Below are 20,973 nucleotides of genomic sequence, written 5' to 3'. Positions count from 1 at the left end.
GATGCGGGTGCGAGGAGGTCTACGGGTGGCGGGTGAGGAGTCGGCCCTTCGGTTCGGTGAACTCGCCGTCCACGACGATGCGCTGTCCGCGCAGCCAGGTGGACTTCACGACGCCGTACAGGGTCTTCCCCGAGTACGCCGTGACGTGGTTGCGGTGCTGGAGGGCCGCGGGGTCGACGGTGAAGGTCTCGTCGGGCGCCAGGACGGCGAAGTCGGCGTCGCGGCCCGCCGCGATGGCGCCCTTGCGGGTGTCGAGCCCGACCAGTTCGGAGGTCCGCGCGGACATCCAGCGGACCACGTCCTCCAGGCCGTGACCGCGTTCGCGGGCCTCCGTCCACACCGCCGCCAGGCTCAGCTGGAGTCCGGAGATGCCGCCCCACGCCGTGGCGAAGTCGTCCGTCTTGAGGTCGGCGGTGGACGGGGAGTGGTCGGTGACGACGCAGTCGATGGTGCCGTCGGCGAGCGCCTGCCAGAGCAGGTCCTGGTTGGCGGACTCGCGGATCGGCGGGCAGCACTTGAACTCGCTGGCGCCGTCGGGGACTTCCTCGGCGGTGAGGGTCAGGTAGTGGGGGCAGGTCTCCACGGTGACGCGGACGCCGTCCGCCTTCGCCTCGGCGATCATCGGCAGGGCGTCGCTGGAGGACAGGTGCAGGATGTGCACGCGCGCGTGGAGGGCCTTCGCCTCGCGGATGAGCTGGGCGATGGCGGTGTCCTCGGCGTCCCGGGGGCGGGAGGCGAGGAAGTCGGCGTAGCGGGGGCCGGGCTGCTGCGGGGCGGTGGCGAGGAGGTGGGGGTCCTCGGCGTGCACGATGAGCAGGCCGTCGAGGGCGGCGATCTCGGCCATGGAGCGGGCGAGCGGCTCGCGCTCGAGGTGCGGGAACTCGTCCACGCCGGACGGCGACAGGAACGCCTTGAAGCCGAAGACACCGGCCTCGTGCAGCGGGCGGAGATCCTTGACGTTGTCGGGCAGGGCGCCGCCCCAGAAGCCGACGTCGATGTGCGCCTTGTCGGCGGCGACCCGCTGCTTGGTGCGCAGGTGGGCGACGGTCGTGGTCGGCGGGAGGGAGTTGAGGGGCATGTCGACGAGGGTGGTGATGCCGCCGGCCGCCGCGGCGCGGGTGGCGGTCCAGAAGCCCTCCCACTCGGTGCGGCCCGGGTCGTTCACATGGACGTGGGTGTCGACCAGGCCGGGCAGCAGGACGTGGTCGCCCAGATCCTCCAGGCGTGCGCCCTCCGGTACGGGCGCGTCGTACGGAAGGACGGCCGTGATCGTGCCGTCGGCGACCGCGACGGACGCGGCGCGCGTCCCCTCGGGAGTGATGACACGCGTCGAGCGAAGCACCAGTTCAGCGTCGGACACCCGAACCCCTTACTTCCACCTGTTACTTCCACCTACCGGAATTCAACTTTCTGTTGAAGGAGTCTCACTCCCTCCTCCAAGCCAGTCAAGGGCACACTGGACCTCGGCGCCCTTCATGCGACCAGCCCTGGACGTTTCCACAAAGCGGAATTAGACTTCCAGTACGCAGAACGTAGCTACGTACGAGCGGGGAGTCAACCGACTGCCGGGTAGGCTTCAGCTCTTCCGCCGCCAGTCCCGAAAGGAACGCGCCGTGCCGACGTCCAGCGCCAGCACCACCGACTCCGCCCGGTCCTCCGCCAACGGCGGCGTACAGTCCCTGGAGCGCGCCTTCGACCTGCTCGAACGGATGGCGGACGCGGGTGGCGAGGTCGGCCTGAGCGAGTTGTCCGCGAGCAGCGGGCTGCCCCTGCCGACCATCCACCGCCTGATGCGCACCCTGGTGGCCTGCGGGTACGTACGTCAGCAGCCGAACCGGCGGTACGCGCTCGGTCCGCGCCTGATCCGTCTCGGCGAGTCGGCCTCCCGGCTGCTGGGCACCTGGGCGCGTCCCTACCTCGCCCGGCTGGTCGAGGAGACCGGCGAGACGGCGAACATGGCACTGCTGGACGGGGACGAGATCGTCTACGTCGCGCAGGTGCCGTCGAAGCACTCGATGCGCATGTTCACGGAGGTCGGCCGGCGCGTGCTTCCGCACTCCACGGGCGTGGGCAAGGCCCTGCTCGCGAGCTTCCCGGCGGAGGAGGTCCGCGCCCTGCTCCACCGCACGGGCATGCCCGCCGCGACGGAGAAGACGATCACGACGCCCGACGGGTTCATCGCGGCGCTGGAGGACGTACGCCGGCAGGGCTACGCGATCGACGACAACGAGCAGGAGATCGGGGTCCGCTGCCTGGCGGTCTCGGTGCCCGACTCCCCCACCGCCGCCGCCATCTCCATCTCCGGCCCGGCGGGCCGGGTCACGGAGGCGGCGACGGACAAGATCGTGCCGGTGCTCCAGCAGGTCGCCGTCGAACTGTCGGAGGCCCTGGCCAACCAGAGCCCGGCCTGACGTTCGGCGCGGGCGCGGCGCCCTAGGGCCTGTCGTTTGGATCACGCCGCAGACGCGGGGATCACGAGTTGCCGCCGATTTCCTGCGACCTGATCCAAACGACAGGCCCTAACCCTCGCCGCGCACCGGCCCCCCGAAGAGGTCCACGGCCCGGCGGACCTCCGACAGGCCGGTGGACAGCGCGCTCACCGAGCCGATCGCGCCGGCGATCAGCAGCAGGGAGCGGCGCAGCCGCGGGATCTCGGGGATGCCGGCGACGGCCATCGCGTCCAGCGCGGCCAGTTCCTCCTCGGCGATGGTCCGGTCGGCGAAATCGCCGGGATGGGCGGCGAGCCGGCGGCGCAGCCCGGACACGGCGGAGCGCAGCTCCGTCACGCGCGGGTCCTCGTCGCCGCTGGTCACAGGCCCCTGCCGCTTCTGCTCCACGCTCCGCAACACAGTCCTCCCCCTCGCACTTCGTCGTGCGCGTGCCATTCCGACGCGAAGTCCCCCACACCGGGCAGCGATCGGACGCCCGGACGGTCGGTGCGGGCGAGATTAAACGACAGGACCCACCAGGCGCCAGTCCATTGCGTCATCGACTTGCTCCGCTGCGTAACTTCTCGGCCCTAGATCCTGCGGTATGCAGGATCCATGACGACACGTAAGACGCCGGGCGAGGCCCGGGAGGTTGCCGGGGTGCTGCTCGCCGCCGGCGGCGGGCGACGACTCGGAGGGCGCCCCAAGGCACTGCTCCTCCATCGGGGGCGGCCGCTCGTGGAGCACGCGGTGCGGGTGCTGCGGGAGGGCGGTTGCACACGGGTCCACGTAGTCCTGGGCGCCCGGTCCGAAGAAGTGCGCGAACGGGCCGCCCTGCCGGGCTGCGTCCTGGTCGACAACCCCGACTGGGAGCAGGGCATGGGCTCGTCCCTGCGGGCCGGGCTCGACTCGCTGGCCGGTACGGGCGCCCGGGCCGCCCTGGTCTCGCTCGTCGACCAGCCCGGCATCGGCCCGGAGGCGGTGGCCCGGGTGCTCGGGGCGCACCGGGGCGAGGAGTCGCTGGTGTCGGCCGCGTACGACGGGGTGCGGGGCCATCCGGTCCTGTTCGGCGCCGCCCACTGGGCGGGCATCGCCGCGGCCGCCACCGGGGACCGAGGGGCACGCGCCTATCTGAAGGAACACGAGCCGGCGATCGCGCTGGTCGAGTGCGGGGACGTGGCCCGGCCCTTCGACATCGACACCGAGGCAGATCTGGCCCACCTTGAGTGAGCGGGGTGGCACGGAGCGCCACCTTTCCTCGATCCGAAGAGTCTCGACGTCAACACACGATTGAACTTCCACTATGAGGAAACTAGTATCCACAGTTCAGAAGCGCCCGAGGGCTCCACGGGCGCCGCACCCTGTATCCGGGAAGACTGGCACCCGGTGCCGCACCGCAGGCTCGTCTTCGTAGCTCGCTGAAGGAAGTGACCGTTCATGTCCGCACCAGCGCCGTCACCGCTGGCCATCGTCGACGCCGAGCCCCTGCCGCGGCAGGAGGAGGTCCTCACCGAAGCGGCGCTGGCCTTCGTGGCCGAGCTGCACCGGCGGTTCACGCCCCGGCGTGACGAACTCCTCGCCCGCCGCGCCGAGCGCCGCGCCGAGATCGCCCGCACCTCCACCCTCGACTTCCTCCCGGAGACCGCCGCGATCCGCGCCGACGACTCCTGGAAGGTCGCCCCGAGCCCGGACGCCCTGAACGACCGCCGGGTCGAGATCACCGGCCCCACCGACCGCAAGATGACCATCAACGCCCTCAACTCGGGCGCCAGGGTGTGGCTCGCGGACTTCGAGGACGCCTCCGCGCCCACCTGGGAGAACGTGATCCTCGGCCAGCTCAACCTGAGCGACGCCTACACCCGGAACATCGACTTCACGGACGAGAGGTCCGGCAAGTCGTACGCCCTGAAGGCGAACGAGGAACTCGCCACGGTCGTCATGCGCCCGCGCGGCTGGCACCTGAACGAGCGTCACCTCGTCGACGCGGACGGCACCCCGGTGCCCGGCGCGCTGGTCGACTTCGGGCTGTACTTCTTCCACAACGCCGAGCGCCTGCTGGGCCTCGGCAAGGGCCCGTACTTCTACCTCCCCAAGACGGAGTCGCACCTGGAGGCCCGCCTCTGGAACGAGGTCTTCGTCTTCGCCCAGGAGTACGTCGGCATCCCGCAGGGCACCGTCCGCGCGACCGTGCTGATCGAGACGATCACCGCCGCGTACGAGATGGAGGAGATCCTCTACGAGCTGCGCGACCACGCCTCCGGGCTGAACGCGGGCCGCTGGGACTACCTCTTCTCCATCGTCAAGAACTTCCGTGACGGCGGAGCGAAGTTCGTCCTCCCGGACCGCAACGCGGTGACGATGACGGCCCCGTTCATGCGGGCGTACACCGAACTCCTCGTCCGCACCTGCCACAAGCGCGGCGCGCACGCGATCGGCGGCATGGCGGCCTTCATCCCGTCCCGCCGGGACGCGGAGGTCAACAAGGTCGCCTTCGAGAAGGTCCGTGCCGACAAGGACCGCGAGGCCGGGGACGGCTTCGACGGCTCCTGGGTCGCCCACCCCGACCTGGTGCCGATCGCCATGGAGTCCTTCGACAAGGTCCTCGGCGAGAAGCCCAACCAGAAGGAGCGGCTGCGCGAGGACGTCGACGTCAAGGCGGCCGACCTGATCGCCGTCGACTCGCTCGACGCCAAGCCCTCGTACGCGGGTCTGGTCAACGCCGTGCAGGTCGGCATCCGTTACATCGAGGCCTGGCTGCGCGGACTCGGCGCGGTCGCGATCTTCAACCTGATGGAGGACGCGGCCACCGCCGAGATCTCCCGCTCGCAGATCTGGCAGTGGATCAACGCGGAGGTCGTCCTCGACAACGGCGAGCAGGTCACCGCCGAGCTGGCCCGCAAGGTCGCCGCCGAGGAACTCGCGAACATCCGCGCCGAGATCGGCGACGAGGCCTTCGCGGCCGGCAACTGGCAGCAGGCCCACGACCTGCTGCTGACGGTCTCCCTCGACGAGGACTACGCCGACTTCCTGACGCTGCCGGCGTACGAGCAGCTCAAGGGCTGAGCAGTCAGCGGCTGAACAGTCAGCGCTCCGAGTGGCCCAGGGTCTTTCCCGGGGCCACTCGGTCGCGTACGGCCTTCTTCACGGCGGTCGGTTCGGGGAAGCCCTGCTCGCGCCGGTCCCAGACGACCTCGTCGCCGACGCGGACGACGAACACGCCGCCCGTGCCCGGCTTGAGCGCCAGTTCCGACAGCTCCGCCTCGAAGGTCGTGAGCAACTCCTGGGCCAGCCATGCCGCTCGGGGCAGCCAGCGGCACTGGGTGCAGTACTCGATCTCGACACGGCCACTCATCCGAGGTGCACCGACCAATCCTGTTGGGCCGCGGGTTTGCCGTGCAGGTCGGGGACCTGCTTGAGCCACGCGGGTCGTCCTTGCTGGTTCCTCGCCGCCCGGACGGCCTCCTCGGCGGCGAGCTCCTCCCGGGTGGGGAAGCCGGTGGGCAGCCAGGCCTCGGAGGACCGCACGCGCGCGTGGAGGTACGTCACATACGCCTCGCGTGCCTCGTCCGCGGTCGCGAAGCCGGGCTCTTCCGCGAGCCAGGCGTCGGGGACCTCCGCGAGGATGCCGCGCAGCAGCTCCTCGGTCACCCGGGGAGCCAACTCGGCGTCGGCGGCCCGCACATCGGGCCCGTAGTGGCCGAGGGCGTGGTGCCGGAAGTCGTAGGCCTTGGCCGGGTCGGCGCCGTCCCAGCGGTGGTGGAAGACGAGGGCGGCGCCGTGGTCGATCAGCCACAGGCGCGGGGGCGCGACGCCCAGCGTGGGCCAGACCATCAGGTTGGAGCTGTGGACCGTACGGTCGACGTTCACGGTGAGGGCGTCGAGCCAGACGATCCTGCCCGCCTCCAGAGGGTCGACCGGGAAGACCCGGGCGATCTCCGGCGTGAAGTCCCGGGCGCCCGGCAGATGGTCCATGCCGAGGTTGACACCCGCGCTGGCCGCGTGCAGCTCCCGCACCTCCTGGTGGGGCTCGCTGTCGGCGATCTCCGGGTCGAAGTGCACGAGGACCAGCTCCGGGAACCGCAGCCCGAGGGCACGGGCCAGTTCGCCCACGATCACCTCGGCGACGAGGGCCTTGCGGCCCTGCGCGGAGCCGGTGAACTTGACGACGTAGGTGCCGAGGTCGTCCGCCTCGACGACGCCGGGGACGGAGCCGCCAGATCGCAAGGGTTCGACATAGCGGGTCGCGGTGACCTCTCTCAGCATTTTCTCAGGTCACCCACTCCATTGACCTTGCAATCCACGGCCGCCCTCGAGGCGTCATATAGCGGGAATGGTAACCGAGAGGGCGAAAGACCGATCCGGGGACCGACGACGGGGGGCATCGGTCCCCGGACCGGGGACAGGAGGGCTCCGGAGGTCCGGAGCCGAAGGGGCGCATGTGGACGACGGATCCGCGGTGCCGCGGGCCGGGCGGGAAGACCTGGCTTCCCACTCGCGAGGCGGCACCGGGCCGCTGCCCGGCCGGAGCCTCAGCCCGGCCGGCGCCCCGGCTCGGGCAGGACGCCGGGCTTCGTTCGCCTACTCACTGTGCAGGACCTTGGCGATGGTCATACGGGCCGCCGAGCGGGCCGGCAACAGGGCCCCGAGTACGGCGATCATGACGCCGGCGAGTGCCAGGCCTGCCAGTTGCGGGGCATGCCAGACCTCCTTCATGGACTCTGGGAAGGCGACGACCCCGACGTGGTCCACGATCAGCCTGTGCCCGACCATGCCCAACGGGATCCCGGCGACTCCGGCGACCAGGCCCAGCCCGGCCACAGAGGTCACAGTCATCGCCACGACCTGGCGCGGCGTCATCCCGATCGACTTGAGCATGCCCAGGTCACGTCGTCGCTCCCGGGTGTTCAGCAGCACGGTGTTGAAGACCCCGAGCGCCGCCACGATGGTCAGCAGCACGGTGAACACCGTGGAGAAGCTGACGACGGTCGTCGTCGCGCTGTTCCCTGACTCACCCGGCGACGGGTGGAGCCCGGGATCGCCTTCCTTGACTCCCTTGACGTAGGCGTGGACGTCGCTGCCGTGGGCGAGCTCGACCGTGTAGCTGTTGGCCCGCCGCTCCGGGGCGAGGGCGGTCAGGGTCTGCCAGGAGACGTTGATGTTCCGGGCGTCGCCGGCCATGTCCTTCCCGACGATCTTCGCGCGCGTCGTCTTGCCGTTCACGGCAAGGGTGATGCTGTCCCCGACCTTCATGCCGCGCTGGGCCAGGAACGACGGTCCGACCACCACCTCACCGGCGCCCTCGAGCCAACGGCCCTCGACCATCCCGCCGGCCAGGGGCGGCGGATCGCCCCGGTAGGAATTGGCGAACACCGGCTGCGGCGATCCCACGATGTTCAGCTGGATGAGCGTCTCGGCGGTCACCTTCTCCGCGCCGGGCAGCGAGCGCAGCAGCTGCTCGGTCTGGGCGTCGTTCAGCTTCGGTACGGCATCGTCGTGTTCGGCCGTACCCGCCCGGACCACGACGACGGGCGCGCCGTCCCGGTCGGTCTGGTCGGCGTAGGCGACCATCGTGCTGGTCAAGCCGGTGGTGAGCGTCACCGTGGTCACGCCCAGGGCGATGGCCGCCATGGTGAGCAGGGTGCGGCCCGGCCGGGCGAACGGCTGCCCGAGGCCCAGGCTCACGGCACGCGGCAGCCGGGTCCCGCTGAGCACGCGCTGCACACGCAGTCCGCGTCCGGTCCGGGGCGCGCTGCCCGCGGTGATGGCCCGGGCAGCCGAAAGCCGGTGCGCCCGGAGCGAGGGGACCAGCGCGGCGAGGACCACCACGGCGAGCATGGCGACGAGACTGGTCAGGGGCACCCACGCGTCGAGGCCCACGACGGCACTGCCGGTCTCGGTCCCGGAGAACGCGATGGTCAGGATCGGCCCTGCGAGTGCGGCGCCTGCCAGGGTGCCGATCAGCGAACCGGCGAGCGCGGGTACCGACATCATCATGAGGTAGACCGCGACCACCTGGTTCGGTGTGAATCCGAGAGCCTTGAGCACACCGATGTGCCGGTGTCCGGACACGACGGCTCCGCTGACCACGTTGGTGACGATCAGCACGGAGACCAGCAGACCGAGGATTCCGAACAACACCATGAACGGCAGGTAGGAGTCGGCTTTCGCCGCATAGGCCTGCTTGAGCTTGAGGTAGGACTGCTGGGCGACCAGTGCGCCCGAGGGCAGACCCTCCGTGGCACGGTCCAGACCGGCGCGCAGTTGCGCCTCCGAGGTCGAACCGTCGAACCGGTAGAGCATCTGGGCGGAGGTGGGACGCAGCTCGGTCATCTGCTCCGGTGAGACCCATGCGCCCGCCGTCTTGCTCATGCTGGTGGCGAATCCGACGATGGTGAGGCTCGGCGCACCCTTCGCGCGGATCTTCGTCCCCAGGAACTTGGGGTTCGGCGTTCCGGCATTGGGCCAGCTGACGACGATCTCACCGGGGCGGTTGGCCCAGTCGCCCAGCAGGAGCTGCACGTGGTCCACCGGTCCGTCGGGTCCCGGACGGCCGACCACGGTCACGGGTCCGGCCGGCATCCAGAGGAAGTCCTCGGGAATGTCCAGGACGGTCTGGCCGAACGGCCCCGCGGCGGCCTGGACTCCCGGTTTCCGGGCGGTCTTCTCCAGTTCCTCCGTCGAGACCTTCCGGGTGTCGAAGGAGGCCACCGAATGGGCACCGCGCTGCTGGTCGAAGGCCCGGTCGAAGGGACCGGAGGCGGCGTCCAGCAGTCCGAGGGCCAGCAGGATCGTCGTGGTGGAGCACAGTACGACGAGTCCGATGACGAATGTCTGGAGCTTGCGGCGTTTCACGGCCGCACGTGAGGCTCGCCAGACGGCGCTCATGCGGTCGTCTCCAGCGAGCTCTCCCGGTCCACCCGGCCGTCGGCGACCTCGATGAGACGGCTGGCGCAGCGCGTGGCCAGGTTTCGGTCGTGGGTGACGATCAGCAGCGTCTGGCCGATCTGGTTGAGGTCGATGAGCAGATCCATGACCTGTTCTCCCGAGCGGCTGTCGAGCGCGCCTGTGGGCTCGTCGGCCAGCAGCAGGGCCGGGCGGTTCATCAGAGCCCGGGCCACCGCGACCCGTTGCCGTTCGCCGCCGCTCAGCGCTGCCGGGTACACGTCCTTGCGGTCGGCGACCCCGAGCTCGTCGAGGAGCTCCAGGGCTCGACGGCGGGCCTGGCGGGCCGATGTGCCGGTCAGCTGCGCCGCCAGGGCCACATTGTCGAGGGCCGGCAGGTCGTCGATGAGGTTGAAAAACTGGAAGATCATGCCGATGTGCCGACGGCGGAACAGCGCGAGACCGGTCTCGTTGAGCTGCGACAGGTCCTGTCCGGCGACCTGGACACGGCCGGAGGTCGGGCGGTCCAGTCCGGCGACCATGTTGAGCAGGGTGGACTTGCCGCAGCCGGAGGGCCCCATCACGGCGACCGCCTCGCCCGCGCCGATCTCCAGCGTCATTCCGTCCAGAGCCTTGGTGTCGCCGAATTCCTTGTGCACGTCCTCCAGTACGACGACCGGCTGGAAAGCGGCGGGGTCAGGATCTGTAGCCATGGCAAGAACCTAGAAGCGGAGCCACAGCCGTTGCGTCCCTCCGCGGGTGTATCTCCTGGAGGCCGTCATCCTGGGGATGTACTGCACTGGCTCTCCGGGATGATGCGGACCACGAGCGCTGCTGCGAAGCTGGCGTCGTGTGGAGTACTGCTGCCGGCTGGCTGGCCGCCGGCCTGGTGACGTCGTGCCTCGGTGTGCTGTGGCTCGGCGTCGCCCTGCTGCGTGCGCGACGGCTGCACCGGGCGGCGGTGGAGGAGCGTGGCCGGTTCCTGGAACGGGAGCGGGAGAGCGCGGCTCGATCCGCCGTCGACGCCGAACGAGCGCGGATAGCGGCGGAGCTCCACGACATCGTCAGTCACAACGTCAGCGTCATGGTGGTCCAGGCCGGTGCAGCGCGCGAGGTGCTGGACGCGCTGCCGGACGAGGCCGCGGCCGCGATGTCCGCCGTCGAGGCGGCCGGCCGCGACGCGCTGACCGAACTCAGGCACCTCCTGGGCCTGCTCGCTCCGTCGTCGGGTCGCGGCGAAGCGGAAGACGGCCCCGACCTGGCGCCGCAGCCGAGCCTGAGCAGGCTCGGCCAGCTGGTCGACCGTATCTCTTTCGCGGGTCTTCCTGTTGAGGTCCGGGTGAGCGGGGAGCCACGGGCGCTGCCGACGGCCATCGACGTGACGGCGTACCGCATAATCCAGGAAGCATTGACCAATGCCCTCAAACACGGAGACGGAGCCCGAGCTGACGTGACGGTGCGGTACGCGGACAACTGTCTGCGCGTCGAGGTATTGAACAGCGGGTCCAGCGTGCTGACCGGCGGATCCGCGCCCAGCCGCCGGAACCCGGATCCGTGGTCGCCCGAGGGAGCGGGCCGCGGGCTGATCGGACTGCGCGAGCGGGTCGCCGTCTACGGCGGTGACCTGGACGCCCGTCGCCGGCTCGGCGGCGGCTACCGCATTCGCGCCCGCATCCCCCTGGGGCGCACATGATCTCGCCCGCCGAAGCCTCGCCCCGCGTGGTGATCGCCGACGACCAGCAGCTGGTCCGCACCGGTTTCCGGCTGATCCTGACCGCCCGGGGCATCGAGGTGGTGGGAGAGGCATCGGACGGGGCCGAGGCTGTGGAGGCGATCTGCCGGTTGCGGCCCAATGTGGCGTTGATGGACATCCGCATGCCGAACATGGACGGCCTGGAGGCCACCCGCCGGGTGCTCGCGCGGGTCCCGGAGTGCCGGGTGATCATGCTGACGACCTTCGACCTGGACCAGTACGTCTACGCCGCGCTGGCCTCCGGAGCATCCGGCTTCCTCCTCAAGGACACCACCTCCGAACAACTGGCCGCCGCCGTACGCCTGGTCAACACCGGTGACGCCCTTCTCTCGCCGTCGATCACGCGCCGGCTGGTGGAGCGCTTCGCGGCCGGCGAGCCTCAGGGTTCCGGACGAAGCGCTACCGCGCCACCCCATCCGGACCTGAACTCCCCTGCGGTGCATCGCGATCTGGCCGCCCTGACACCCCGTGAGCTGGAGGTACTGACGTTCCTGGGACGAGGGATGTCGAACGCTGAACTGGCCGAGGAGTTGGTCCTCAGCGAGGCGACGGTCAAGACCCATGTGGCGCGGATTTTCGCCAAGCTGACGCTGCGCGATCGCTCCCAGGCGGTGGTCCTCGCCTACGAAACGGGACTCGTCACACCACAAGGCGGCAAAGGGACGGACAGAAGGCCCACATCGTTCTAGGCGACCGGTTCCGGATTCCTGATCCACGGCACTGGTAGCAGTGCCGAACACCCACGAGACGGTGCAACATTAAACGTCTCGACGGTGCCGCATCGAGACAAGATCACACGCTCTTCCCAATCGAACGACCGTCCGTATACGGTCATTGATTGTGGAACAGCTCAAGATCCGGCAGAAACACAGGTCTCCCTGGAAGGGTGAACGGACGGTGTCTTCCGATGCGACGTCGCTCCCCTTGAGCACCATGCGGGTGATGGACCCGACGGCAGAATCAGTCGAACCGAGGGGCGAACGGCTACCCTCACATCGGCGCGACGGAACCCATCACTTTCAGAACTGCGCTGGATTTACCGAAGCGAAGACTCCGCCGAGCAGTTGAGTCACGGCCGTGCACAGAGCCCCCCTGAACGACTTCGGGGAAGCGCCATGCCCTTCGCGACCGGACTGGCCTGGTCCCCCGCTTGCCAGGAGCAAGGACCAGGCAACTCGCTCGAGATTCAGCAGCACGCAGCAGATGAGCATCGACAACGGGGTGAATCGATGAATCAGTTAGACGATGTGAGACACGTTCCAGCAGGAAAAGGCCTCATCAGTCGTCCTACCAGCGTCTCCGAGCCGACCGAAATCCGCAGGGCGAAAGTCGTGCCCGTCCCGATCGCCGCGCTCCTGCCGGGCGAGTCCCCCCGGTCACAGGGACCCGACCAGGAGCACGTGACCCGACTGGCCGAGGTGGACGGGCCACTTCCCCCCATCCTCGTCCGCCGCTCCGACATGCGGGTGATCGACGGCACGCACCGACTGCTGGCCGCCCTGGCCCGCGGGCAGGACACCATTGACGTCGAGTACTTCGAAGGCTCCACGGCCGACGCGTTCCTGCGCGCCGTCGAGGCCAACATCGCGCACGGCCTGCCGCTGTCGCAGGCCGATCGGCGCGCGGCCGCCTCGCGGATCATCGCGTCCCACCCGCACCTGTCCGACCGGGCCATAGCCCGGGCCTCGGGGCTGGGCGCCAAAGCCGTGGCCTCCATCAGACGTCGTACAACTGCCGCACTGCCGCAGTTGAACGCGCGGATCGGCCGGGACGGACGAGTTCGTCCGCTGAGCACCGCCGAGGGACGATGGCGGGCCGCCGAGGTGATGGCCGAGCATCCGGACGCATCGCTGCGCGAGGTAGCCCGGATCGCGGGGATCTCGCCGGCGACCGCGAGCGATGTCCGCAAGCGCATCCTGGCCGGTGAACTTCCGTCCTCGGTTCGGCCGGAGACCCTCAAGCCCTCCCCCGACGCGACGAACGGGCCGACGGACGGAATCGATGTCGGGGTCCCCGCCCAGAACAGCGGACCACAGAAGTCCGGACGAGCGGCGCAGCTGAGCCCTCATCCGGCAGCCGCGTTGGAGAAGCTGCTACGAGACCCCTCACTGAGACTGAAGGAGGAGGGACGCCATCTCCTGCGGCTCCTGCAGCAGAATGCTCTGGCCGAGTGGTCCGACCTGACCGAGGCCGTGCCGCCGCACTGTGGAGAACTGGTGGGAAGCCTCGCTCGTCAATACGCTGCGACATGGCTGCAATTCGCCCAGCATCTGGATGAACGCGAACGCCTTCTGGCTCGCAGCAAGACGGTCGGCTGACACCGATCGCTCTTTACCTCCCTCCGCTGAACACGCGACCCCGCTCGAATTTCTGACGGTTCAACTCTCCATGTCTATTCTGCTCCGCGTTTGACACAGCACGGCAACTTGAACGTTTCGGGAGGATAACACCCGCCTCCCCAATAACCGGAGAGTCCGGAAATTCGGACCCTGCATGACTCTGTATCGACAGCTCCGCCGTCCCGCCGGGTCTGAGACTGGGCGGGACGGCGTTCTTTTTCGTTCAGCCCGACGTCCATGCGGCCCATTCCCGAACACCAGGCAGGTTTTCATGGCAAGGAAAGACGGCCCGGCGGAACGCCGAAAAGGGCTGCGGTTCGACGACGGAAAGGTCACCCGGCAGCGCATCAGAAAGGGGACGATGCGGCGGATCGTCCCGTACGCCCTGAGGTATCGCCGGCCTATGGCATTGCTGCTCTCCGCCACGGTCATCAGCGCCGTGACCACGGCTGCGAGCCCGCTGATCCTTAAGGCGGTCATCGACGAGGGCATCCTGCCGGGCCGGCGCGGGACGATGCTCTGGCTGTGCGCTGCCGTGGCCGGGACGGCGCTGGTGGAGGCCGCGGCGATGTACGCCCAGGCGTGGGCGTCCGGCCGGATCGGCGAAGGCGTCGTCTACGACCTGCGCAACAAAGTGTTCGCACACGTGCAGCGACTGTCCCTGTCCTTCTTCACACGCACGCAGACCGGTGCGCTGGTGAGCCGGCTCAACACCGACGTCATCGGGGCACGGGACGCTATCACGGGCCTGCTGTCCGGCATGCTGTCCACCGTCCTCACCCTGATCCTGGTACTGGCCGCGATGGTCGTGCTGTCGTGGCAGATCACGGTCGTGGCGCTCCTGATCGTCCCGCTCTTCCTGCTGCCGACCCGGTTGGTTGCCCGCAGGCTCCAGCGCCTGACCCGTGAGCGGATGCAACTGGACGCCCGGCTGGGCTCCATGATGAACGAGCGGTTCAACGTGTCGGGCGCCCTGCTCGTCAAGCTGTACGGCAATCCGCGCCACGAGTCGGACCTGTTCGGGGAGAACGCGGGCCGGGTCCGCGACGTCTCCGTCCTGGCCGCCGTCTACAGCCGGCTGCCCGGCATCGTCGTCGCCCTGCTCACGACCCTGACCACGGCGCTCGTGTACGGCATGGGCGGCGTTCTGGCCATCGACGGCGCACTGGGGCTCGGCACCCTGGTGGCTCTGGCCACCCTGCTGACGCGGCTCTACGGGCCGATCGACCAGTTGTCGATGCTGCAGTCGACAGCGATGACGGCGTTGGTCAGTTTCGACCGGGTCTTCGAAGTGCTCGATCTGAAGCCGTCCATCACGGAACGAGCCAACGCCCGGGACCTCCCCACCACCGACGAACCACCCGAGATCACCTTCGACAACGTCCGCTTCCGCTACCCCGACACCGACGAAACCTCCCTCACCTCACTCCAGGCCGACACCCCCCAACAACACAAGAACCAGCAGACAGAAACAGACGAGAACTGGGTCCTCAACGGACTCACCTTCACCGCCGCCGCCGGCAAACTCACCGCAATCGTCGGCCCCTCAGGCGCCGGAAAAACCACCCTCACCCAACTCGTCCCCCGCCTCTACGACCCCACCGAAGGCACCGTCCGCATCAACGGACACGACACCCGCGACCTCACCCTCACCACCCTCCGCAACACCATCGGCGTCGTCAGCCAAGACGCCCACCTCTTCCACGACACCCTCAGAGCCAACCTCCACTACGCCAACCCCCACGCCACCGAACAAGACCCCATCAACGCCTGCCGCCAAGCCCACAGCTGGAACACCGTCCACGCACTCCCCCAAGGCCTCGACACCATCGTCGGCGACCGCGGCCACCGCCTCTCCGGCGGCGAGAAACAACGCATCGCCCTCGCCCGCCTCCTCCTCAAACAACCCCCCATCGTCATCCTCGACGAAGCCACCGCCCACCTCGACACCGAATCAGAAACCGCCATCCAACAAGCCCTCAAAACCGCCCTCACCCACCGCACCAGCCTCGTCATCGCCCACCGCCTGTCCACCATCCGCCACGCCGACCACATCCTCGTCATCGCCAACGGACACATCCACGAACAAGGCACCCACCACCAACTCCTCACCCACAACGGCCTCTACGCCGACCTCTACCACACACAATTCGCGGACCAGGCCCTTGATGAGACGGACGCCCTGCGGACCGGAGCCCGCTGACACAACGAGGGCCCGAGGCAGTCGATGCCTCGGGCCCTCGTTGTGCCGGTCCGTCAGCCGAAAGGCGTCGGGCGGGCGCTGAAGAGGTAGTTGCGGCAGTCGTCCGTGACGTCCGTCGCCGTTCGCCAACCACCCTCGCTCCAGCGGTACATGCGGTAGCCCAGGCCTTCGAGCCCGGTGACGAGCTCGGCCGGCTTCGTGGCGTACTTGGCGAGGTGGCGGTCCTCTATCTCCAGCAGCAGTGCCGGCCGGTGCCGCAGCAGCGTGTGCCGGGCCCCGGCGAGTACGGCGGCCTCGGCTCCTTCGACATCGGCCTTGATGAAGTCGACCCGGTCCAGCGCCAGTCCGTGACACAGAGCGTCCACCGTACGCACCTTGGTGGGCACGGCTCGGGACGCGGGGAACTCGGCGTTGGGGCCGGGGCCCGAGGTGCCGTCGGTGAGGTAGGCGCGGCCGTGGACAGGGAGCAGTCGGCGGCGGGGCAGGCTCATCGACCCGTCATGGGTACGCCCGGCCAGGGCCACGCGGTGCACGGTGACGTTGGCGCAGCCGAGGACGGCGGCCGCGGTGCGCAGCCAGATCGCGGGGCCGGTCAGCGGTTCGACGCTGTGCACGGCGCCGGAGGGCCCGGCCAGCGCGGCCATGCTCCAGGTGTAGAGCCCGTACTCGGCGCCGATGTCGAGGCAGACGGCTCCCGGCCGCACCAGCGGGCGCAGGCCTGCCACCTCGTCCTCGACGAAGGAGCAGCGCGCGGAAGCCCAGCGCAGGGCATGCGCGACCGACCTCACTCGTGTCCCGGGGCCTGGCGAGTCGTCGGGGTGCGGGGGCGCCGAGTCCGTCCGGCTGGTCGGAGTGCCGCTCATCGAGTGCCCTTCGGTGGACGCTGCCGGGAACCGGCCCTGACATGCGCGTGGCTTCGCACCCCCCCAGCGGGTGCGAAGCCACGAAGGAGCCAGGACTGCCGCTACTTCTGCTCCATCGCCGCGATCAGGCTCTTGGGGCGCATGTCGGTCCAGTTCTTCTCGATGTAGTCGAGGCACTCCTGCCGGGGCGCCTTGCCGAACACCGACTTCCAGCCGTCCGGCACGTCGACGAAAACCGGCCACAGCGAGTGCTGGCCCTCCTCGTTGACCAGAACAAGGTAGTCGGCATCGGGGTCTTCGAACGGATTGGTCACCACGTCGTCCTCTCTCGGGGTTCGCGATGTGGTCCACGACGGTGGCGGGCAGCGGACGACCGGAGCGCGGTCCACGCCGTCATCCGGGCTCGGTGGCTGCCTCGGGCACCGGTCGGCCCCACGTGAGAATCACTATGAACCAGGGCGTGCCCGGCCCGTCAACCAAGACCGTCGCACCCAGGCCTGACCGCCGTTCCATACGCGTTCAACTGCGGCGATGCTGCAGTTGAACGCGGGGAACGGCTGCCTTGATCGGCGTGACGGCGCGGTGCGATGGTGGTGGCCCGAGCGCGAAGGGCCAAGGCGCGCCGTCCCGCTGTTCTCTCTCGCGGTTCTCCCTCGCGATCCTGCTCCACCCATCTCCCTCACCGATGGCCAGGAGGCCCTCTTGCACACGACGACTCGCATCGAGGGGGCGCCATGCCCTTCGTGAACACGAACGGCGTCCGGCTCTCCTACCGGCGCATCGGCCGCGGCGAGCCCATCCTGCTCATCATGGGTTCGGGAGCCGCCGGCCACGTCTGGACCACGCATCAGACACCGGCGCTGAACGAGGCCGGATACGAGACGATCGTGTTCGACAACCGGGGCATCGGAGCATCGGACGCGCCGGACGGGAAGTACTCGCTCGCCGACATGGTCGCCGACACCCGGGGGCTGATCGAGAGCCTGGAGCTGGGGCCGTGTCGGATCGTCGGTTCCTCCATGGGCGCCATGATCGCCCAGGAACTGGCCCTGGAGTCACCGCACTTGGTGCGTTCCGCAGTGCTGCTCGCCACCCGGGCGCGCTCGGACAAGGCACGGCGGGCGCTGCAACTGGCGGAGCAGGCCCTGCGGGACGGCGGGATCCGTCTGCCGCCCCGGTACGAGGCGGCCAGGACGGTGCTGGAGATGCTGTCCCCGGCGACGCTGAACGACGAGAGAGCCATCGCCTCCTGGCTGGAGATCCTGGAACTGACCAGTGGCGACAGCAGCGCGGACGGGCAGGCCTGGGTGTCCCAGATGGACGACCGCAGAGAGGCGCTGCGCGGGGTGACGGTGCCCTGCCGGGCCATCGCCTTCGCACACGATCTGATCTGCCCGCCGCACCTGGTCGCCGAAGTGGCCGAGGCCATCCCCGACTGCGACTTCGTGGAGATCGCCGACAGCGGGCACCTGGGCCATCTGGAGCGCCCGGACGCCGTCAACGCCGCGATCGTCGAGTTCCTCGGCAAGTACTGACCCGTACGAACGGCCCCTTACGAAGGCGAGACAGTGCCCATGGCGCGCAGCGGCGGTCCCGGGAAGGCGTCGGTACGGACGGGGGCGTCCGGGGGCCCGGTCACCCGGCAGCGGATCACGCCCGGCACAGTGCGCCGGATCCTTCCCTACGCCCGTCGTCAACGCGGGCCGTTGGCGCTGTTGTTGCTGGTGACGGTCATCCACTCGGTGATCCTGGCGTCCTTCCCGCTGTTGCTGAAGGCGATCATCGACGAGGGTGTTCTGCCGGGCCGGACGTCGACGGTGCTGTGGTGGTGTGCCGCCGGCGCGGGGCTCGCGGTGCTGGACGCCGGCGCCCTGTACATGCAGGTCCGCTGTTCGGGACGGGTCGGCGAGGGCTTGGTCTACGACCTGCGCACCACGGTGTTCTCGCATGTCCAGCAGCAGTCGCTGACCTTCTTCACCCGGTCCCGCACCGGTGCCCTGATGAGCCGGCTCAACACCGATGTGGCCGGGGCCCGGCAGGCGCTCACCGCGCTGCTGACCCAGTCCGTGTCCACGGTGCTGACCCTGGTCCTGGTCCTCGCGGCGATGTTCTACCTGTCCTGGCAGATCGCCCTCGCGGCGCTCGTGATGATCCCGTTCTTCCTGATACCGGCCCGGCTGCTGGCCCGCCGGCTGCAGCGGCTCACACGGGAGGGCATGCAGCTGGACGCCGAGATGAGCTCGATGATGAGCGAGCGGTTCAACGTGGCCGGGGCGACACTCACCAAGCTCTACGGCGACCCCGCCGCTGAGTCCCGGTTGTTCGCGGGCAAGGCGGCCCGGGTGCGTGACGTGGTCGCCCTGCGGGTCGTCTACGGCCGAATGCTGCTCGTCGTCCTCACGGTACTCACCGGGCTCACCACGGCCCTGGTGTACGGCCTGGGCGGCAGCCTGACGGTCGACGGGAAGCTCGCGTTCGGCACCCTGGTCGCGATGGTGGCCCTGCTGATGCAGGCGTACGGGCCGATCAATCAGCTGTCGACCCTGCAGGTGACCCTGATGACGGCGTTGGTCAGTTTCGACCGGGTCTTCGAAGTGCTCGATCTGAAGCCGTCCATCACGGAACGAGCCAACGCCCGGGACCTCCCCACCACCGACGAACCACCCGAGATCACCTTCGACAACGTCCGCTTCCGCTACCCCGACACCGACGAAACCTCCCTCACCTCACTCCAGGCCGACACCCCCCAACAACACAAGAACCAGCAGACAGAAACAGACGAGAACTGGGTCCTCAACGGACTCACCTTCACCGCCGCCGCCGGCAAACTCACCGCAATCGTCGGCCCCTCAGGCGCCGGAAAAACCACCCTCACCCAACTCGTCCCCCGCCTCTACGACCCCACCGAAGGCACCGTCCGCATCAACGGACACGACACCCGCGACCTCACCCTCACCACCCTCCGCAACACCATCGGCGTCGTCAGCCAAGACGCCCACCTCTTCCACGACACCCTCAGAGCCAACCTCCACTACGCCAACCCCCACGCCACCGAACAAGACCTCATCAACGCCTGCCGCCAAGCCCACATCTGGAACACCGTCCACGCACTCCCCCAAGGCCTCGACACCATCGTCGGCGACCGCGGCCACCGCCTCTCCGGCGGCGAGAAACAACGCATCGCCCTCGCCCGCCTCCTCCTCAAACAACCCCCCATCGTCATCCTCGACGAAGCCACCGCCCACCTCGACACCGAATCAGAAACCGCCATCCAACAAGCCCTCAAAACCGCCCTCACCCACCGCACCAGCCTCGTCATCGCCCACCGCCTGTCCACCATCCGCCACGCCGACCACATCCTCGTCATCGCCAACGGACACATCCACGAACAAGGCACCCACCACCAACTCCTCACCCACAACGGCCTCTACGCCGACCTCTACCACACACAATTCGCCCGGCAGTCGGACGTTGCCGACGAGGAGTCCGCGGCCGCGACGCCGACGGCGTGACCAGGACATGGAGACCGACATGCCCGACCAGAGCCTGCCCGCCCTGCTGGACGCCGATCTCGGAGCGGACGCTGCCGTCTGGGTGCGTGAGCACAGCGACCGGATCCGGGAGGCGGTGGCCGCCCACGGTGCCGTTCTCGTACGGCGGCTGGCGCTCGGGGACCGGGCCGCCGCGGTCGCCGCGGTGCGCGCGGTGATCGGCGACGGCATGGCCGAGCTCGAGGGGTTCGCACCGCGCGACGCCTACGCCCCCGGCGTGTACTCGTCGTCGCACTGGCCGGCCGACCAGCCCATGTGCATGCACCACGAGCTGAGCTATGTGGCGACGGCGCCGCAACTGCTGGCGTTCGCCTGTGTCACGCCGCCCGTGTCCGGCGGGGTCACCGCCCTCGCCGACGCGCGCGCGGTCCTGCGCGATCTTCCGGCGGATCTGGTCGACCGGTTCGAGGCGCACGGCTGGCGGCTGACCCGCAGCTACAACCCCCTGGTCGGCACCGCCTGGCAGGACGCCTTCGGAACCCGGGACCGTGCCGAGGTGGAGCGGTACTGCGCGGAGAACGGCATCACGGCGGTCTGGCAGGGCGACGACGCGCTGAGCACGGTGCAGACCAGGCCGGCGGTCACGGCCCACCCGGACACCGGTGAGCGCTGCTGGTTCAATCAGATCGCCTTCCTCAACGAGTGGACGATGGCGCCCGAGGTACGGGAGTTCCTGACGGCCGAGTTCGGTCCCGAGGGCCTGCCGTTCAACACGTTCTTCGGCGACGGCTCCGCGCTCGACCGGCCGACCGTCGACCACATCAACGAGGTGTACGAGAAGCACACGGTGCGCGAACCGTGGCAGCGCGGCGACCTGCTGGTCCTCGACAACGTCCGTGTCGCGCACAGCCGGGAGCCGTACGCGGGAGAGCGGGAGATCGTCGTGGGTCTGGGCGAGCCGTTCCGGCCGTGAAGTCCCGAAAGCCAAGGAGCGCGCAACCGACGACCGGTTG

18 protein-coding genes are annotated in these 20,973 nt (G+C 69.2%); 10 read left to right on the top strand and 8 right to left on the bottom strand.

Translation table 11 applies throughout. The features are described from left to right. Nucleotides 1–19: 19 nt before the first annotated feature. Nucleotides 20–1,360, bottom strand: coding sequence for an allantoinase AllB (allB, locus tag ACFT4A_RS19605; RefSeq protein ID WP_382831866.1), 1,341 nt, complete (start codon nt 1,358–1,360; stop codon nt 20–22). A 253-nt stretch (nt 1,361–1,613) separates the two neighbouring features. On the opposite strand from allB, the gene ACFT4A_RS19600 reads away from it, so the two are divergent. Further along, complete coding sequence (locus ACFT4A_RS19600; protein WP_382831864.1) at nt 1,614–2,411, top strand: IclR family transcriptional regulator; 798 nt, start codon at nt 1,614–1,616, stop codon at nt 2,409–2,411. A gap of 108 nt (nt 2,412–2,519) precedes the next feature. Here ACFT4A_RS19600 and ACFT4A_RS19595 read toward each other — a convergent pair whose 3' ends face one another. Further along, nucleotides 2,520–2,849, bottom strand: a complete 330-nt coding sequence (locus tag ACFT4A_RS19595; protein ID WP_382831861.1) for a DUF5955 family protein — start codon at nt 2,847–2,849, stop codon at nt 2,520–2,522. 195 nt (nt 2,850–3,044) lie between these two features. Between ACFT4A_RS19595 and ACFT4A_RS19590 the strand changes: the two genes are divergently transcribed. Next, entirely contained in the window at nt 3,045–3,659 is a 615-nt protein-coding gene (locus ACFT4A_RS19590; protein WP_382831859.1) for an NTP transferase domain-containing protein, read from the top strand. 207 nt (nt 3,660–3,866) lie between these two features. Beyond that, complete coding sequence (gene aceB / locus ACFT4A_RS19585; RefSeq protein ID WP_382831856.1) at nt 3,867–5,492, top strand: malate synthase A; 1,626 nt, start codon at nt 3,867–3,869, stop codon at nt 5,490–5,492. 19 nt (nt 5,493–5,511) lie between these two features. On the opposite strand, the gene ACFT4A_RS19580 is transcribed toward aceB, so the two are convergent. From ACFT4A_RS19580 to ACFT4A_RS19565, 4 genes are all read right to left on the bottom strand, one after another. Further along, entirely contained in the window at nt 5,512–5,781 is a 270-nt protein-coding gene (locus tag ACFT4A_RS19580) for a SelT/SelW/SelH family protein (RefSeq protein WP_382831853.1), read from the bottom strand. Next, entirely contained in the window at nt 5,778–6,692 is a 915-nt protein-coding gene (locus ACFT4A_RS19575) for a HipA family kinase (protein WP_382831850.1), read from the bottom strand. The genes ACFT4A_RS19580 and ACFT4A_RS19575 overlap by 4 nt, the downstream gene beginning before the upstream one ends. Before the next feature lie 315 nt (nt 6,693–7,007). Next, nucleotides 7,008–9,314 carry an FtsX-like permease family protein gene (locus tag ACFT4A_RS19570; protein WP_382831847.1) on the bottom strand — a complete coding sequence of 769 codons (2,307 nt, stop codon included), beginning with the start codon at nt 9,312–9,314 and terminating at the stop codon, nt 7,008–7,010. Then, complete coding sequence (locus ACFT4A_RS19565) at nt 9,311–10,024, bottom strand: ABC transporter ATP-binding protein (RefSeq protein WP_382831844.1); 714 nt, start codon at nt 10,022–10,024, stop codon at nt 9,311–9,313. Before ACFT4A_RS19565 ends, ACFT4A_RS19570 begins: the two co-directional genes overlap by 4 nt. Nucleotides 10,025–10,161: 137 nt before the next feature. Between ACFT4A_RS19565 and ACFT4A_RS19560 the strand changes: the two genes are divergently transcribed. The 4 genes from ACFT4A_RS19560 (at nt 10,162) to ACFT4A_RS19545 (ending at nt 15,606) form a co-directional block, all read left to right on the top strand. Next, complete coding sequence (locus ACFT4A_RS19560) at nt 10,162–11,004, top strand: sensor histidine kinase (protein WP_382831841.1); 843 nt, start codon at nt 10,162–10,164, stop codon at nt 11,002–11,004. Further along, nucleotides 11,001–11,753 carry a response regulator gene (locus tag ACFT4A_RS19555; protein WP_382831838.1) on the top strand — a complete coding sequence of 251 codons (753 nt, stop codon included), beginning with the start codon at nt 11,001–11,003 and terminating at the stop codon, nt 11,751–11,753. Before ACFT4A_RS19560 ends, ACFT4A_RS19555 begins: the two co-directional genes overlap by 4 nt. Nucleotides 11,754–12,179: 426 nt before the next feature. Next, nucleotides 12,180–13,382, top strand: a complete 1,203-nt coding sequence (locus ACFT4A_RS19550) for a ParB/RepB/Spo0J family partition protein (protein ID WP_382831836.1) — start codon at nt 12,180–12,182, stop codon at nt 13,380–13,382. Between the two features lie 292 nt (nt 13,383–13,674). After that, nucleotides 13,675–15,606: an ABC transporter ATP-binding protein gene (locus tag ACFT4A_RS19545; RefSeq protein ID WP_382831833.1), complete on the top strand. Its 1,932-nt coding sequence runs from the start codon at nt 13,675–13,677 to the stop codon at nt 15,604–15,606. Nucleotides 15,607–15,659: 53 nt separating this feature from the next. Here the strand turns inward: ACFT4A_RS19545 and ACFT4A_RS19540 are convergent, their stop codons facing one another. Then, nucleotides 15,660–16,469 (bottom strand): FkbM family methyltransferase, encoded by an 810-nt coding sequence (locus ACFT4A_RS19540; protein WP_382831831.1) that lies wholly within the window; start codon nt 16,467–16,469, stop codon nt 15,660–15,662. A gap of 101 nt (nt 16,470–16,570) precedes the next feature. Next, entirely contained in the window at nt 16,571–16,783 is a 213-nt protein-coding gene (locus ACFT4A_RS19535; protein WP_382831828.1) for an MbtH family protein, read from the bottom strand. Between the two features lie 420 nt (nt 16,784–17,203). Here ACFT4A_RS19535 and ACFT4A_RS19530 point away from each other — a divergent pair, with 420 nt between their 5' ends. From ACFT4A_RS19530 to ACFT4A_RS19520, 3 genes are read left to right on the top strand one after another with little or no spacing between them, the layout of a single operon-like run. Further along, nucleotides 17,204–18,004: an alpha/beta fold hydrolase gene (locus ACFT4A_RS19530; RefSeq protein WP_382831825.1), complete on the top strand. Its 801-nt coding sequence runs from the start codon at nt 17,204–17,206 to the stop codon at nt 18,002–18,004. 39 nt (nt 18,005–18,043) lie between these two features. Next, nucleotides 18,044–19,981: an ABC transporter ATP-binding protein gene (locus ACFT4A_RS19525; RefSeq protein ID WP_382831822.1), complete on the top strand. Its 1,938-nt coding sequence runs from the start codon at nt 18,044–18,046 to the stop codon at nt 19,979–19,981. A 19-nt stretch (nt 19,982–20,000) separates the two neighbouring features. Next, nucleotides 20,001–20,933, top strand: a complete 933-nt coding sequence (locus tag ACFT4A_RS19520; protein ID WP_382831819.1) for a TauD/TfdA family dioxygenase — start codon at nt 20,001–20,003, stop codon at nt 20,931–20,933. Nucleotides 20,934–20,973 lie beyond the last annotated feature (40 nt).

Source organism: Streptomyces sp. NPDC057099 (genome assembly GCF_042671245.1).
GTDB classification, from domain to species: Bacteria; Actinomycetota; Actinomycetes; order Streptomycetales; family Streptomycetaceae; genus Streptomyces; species Streptomyces purpurascens.
Note: the sequence above shows the minus strand (reverse complement) of the source record. Positions and strands in the feature narration are given on the sequence as shown.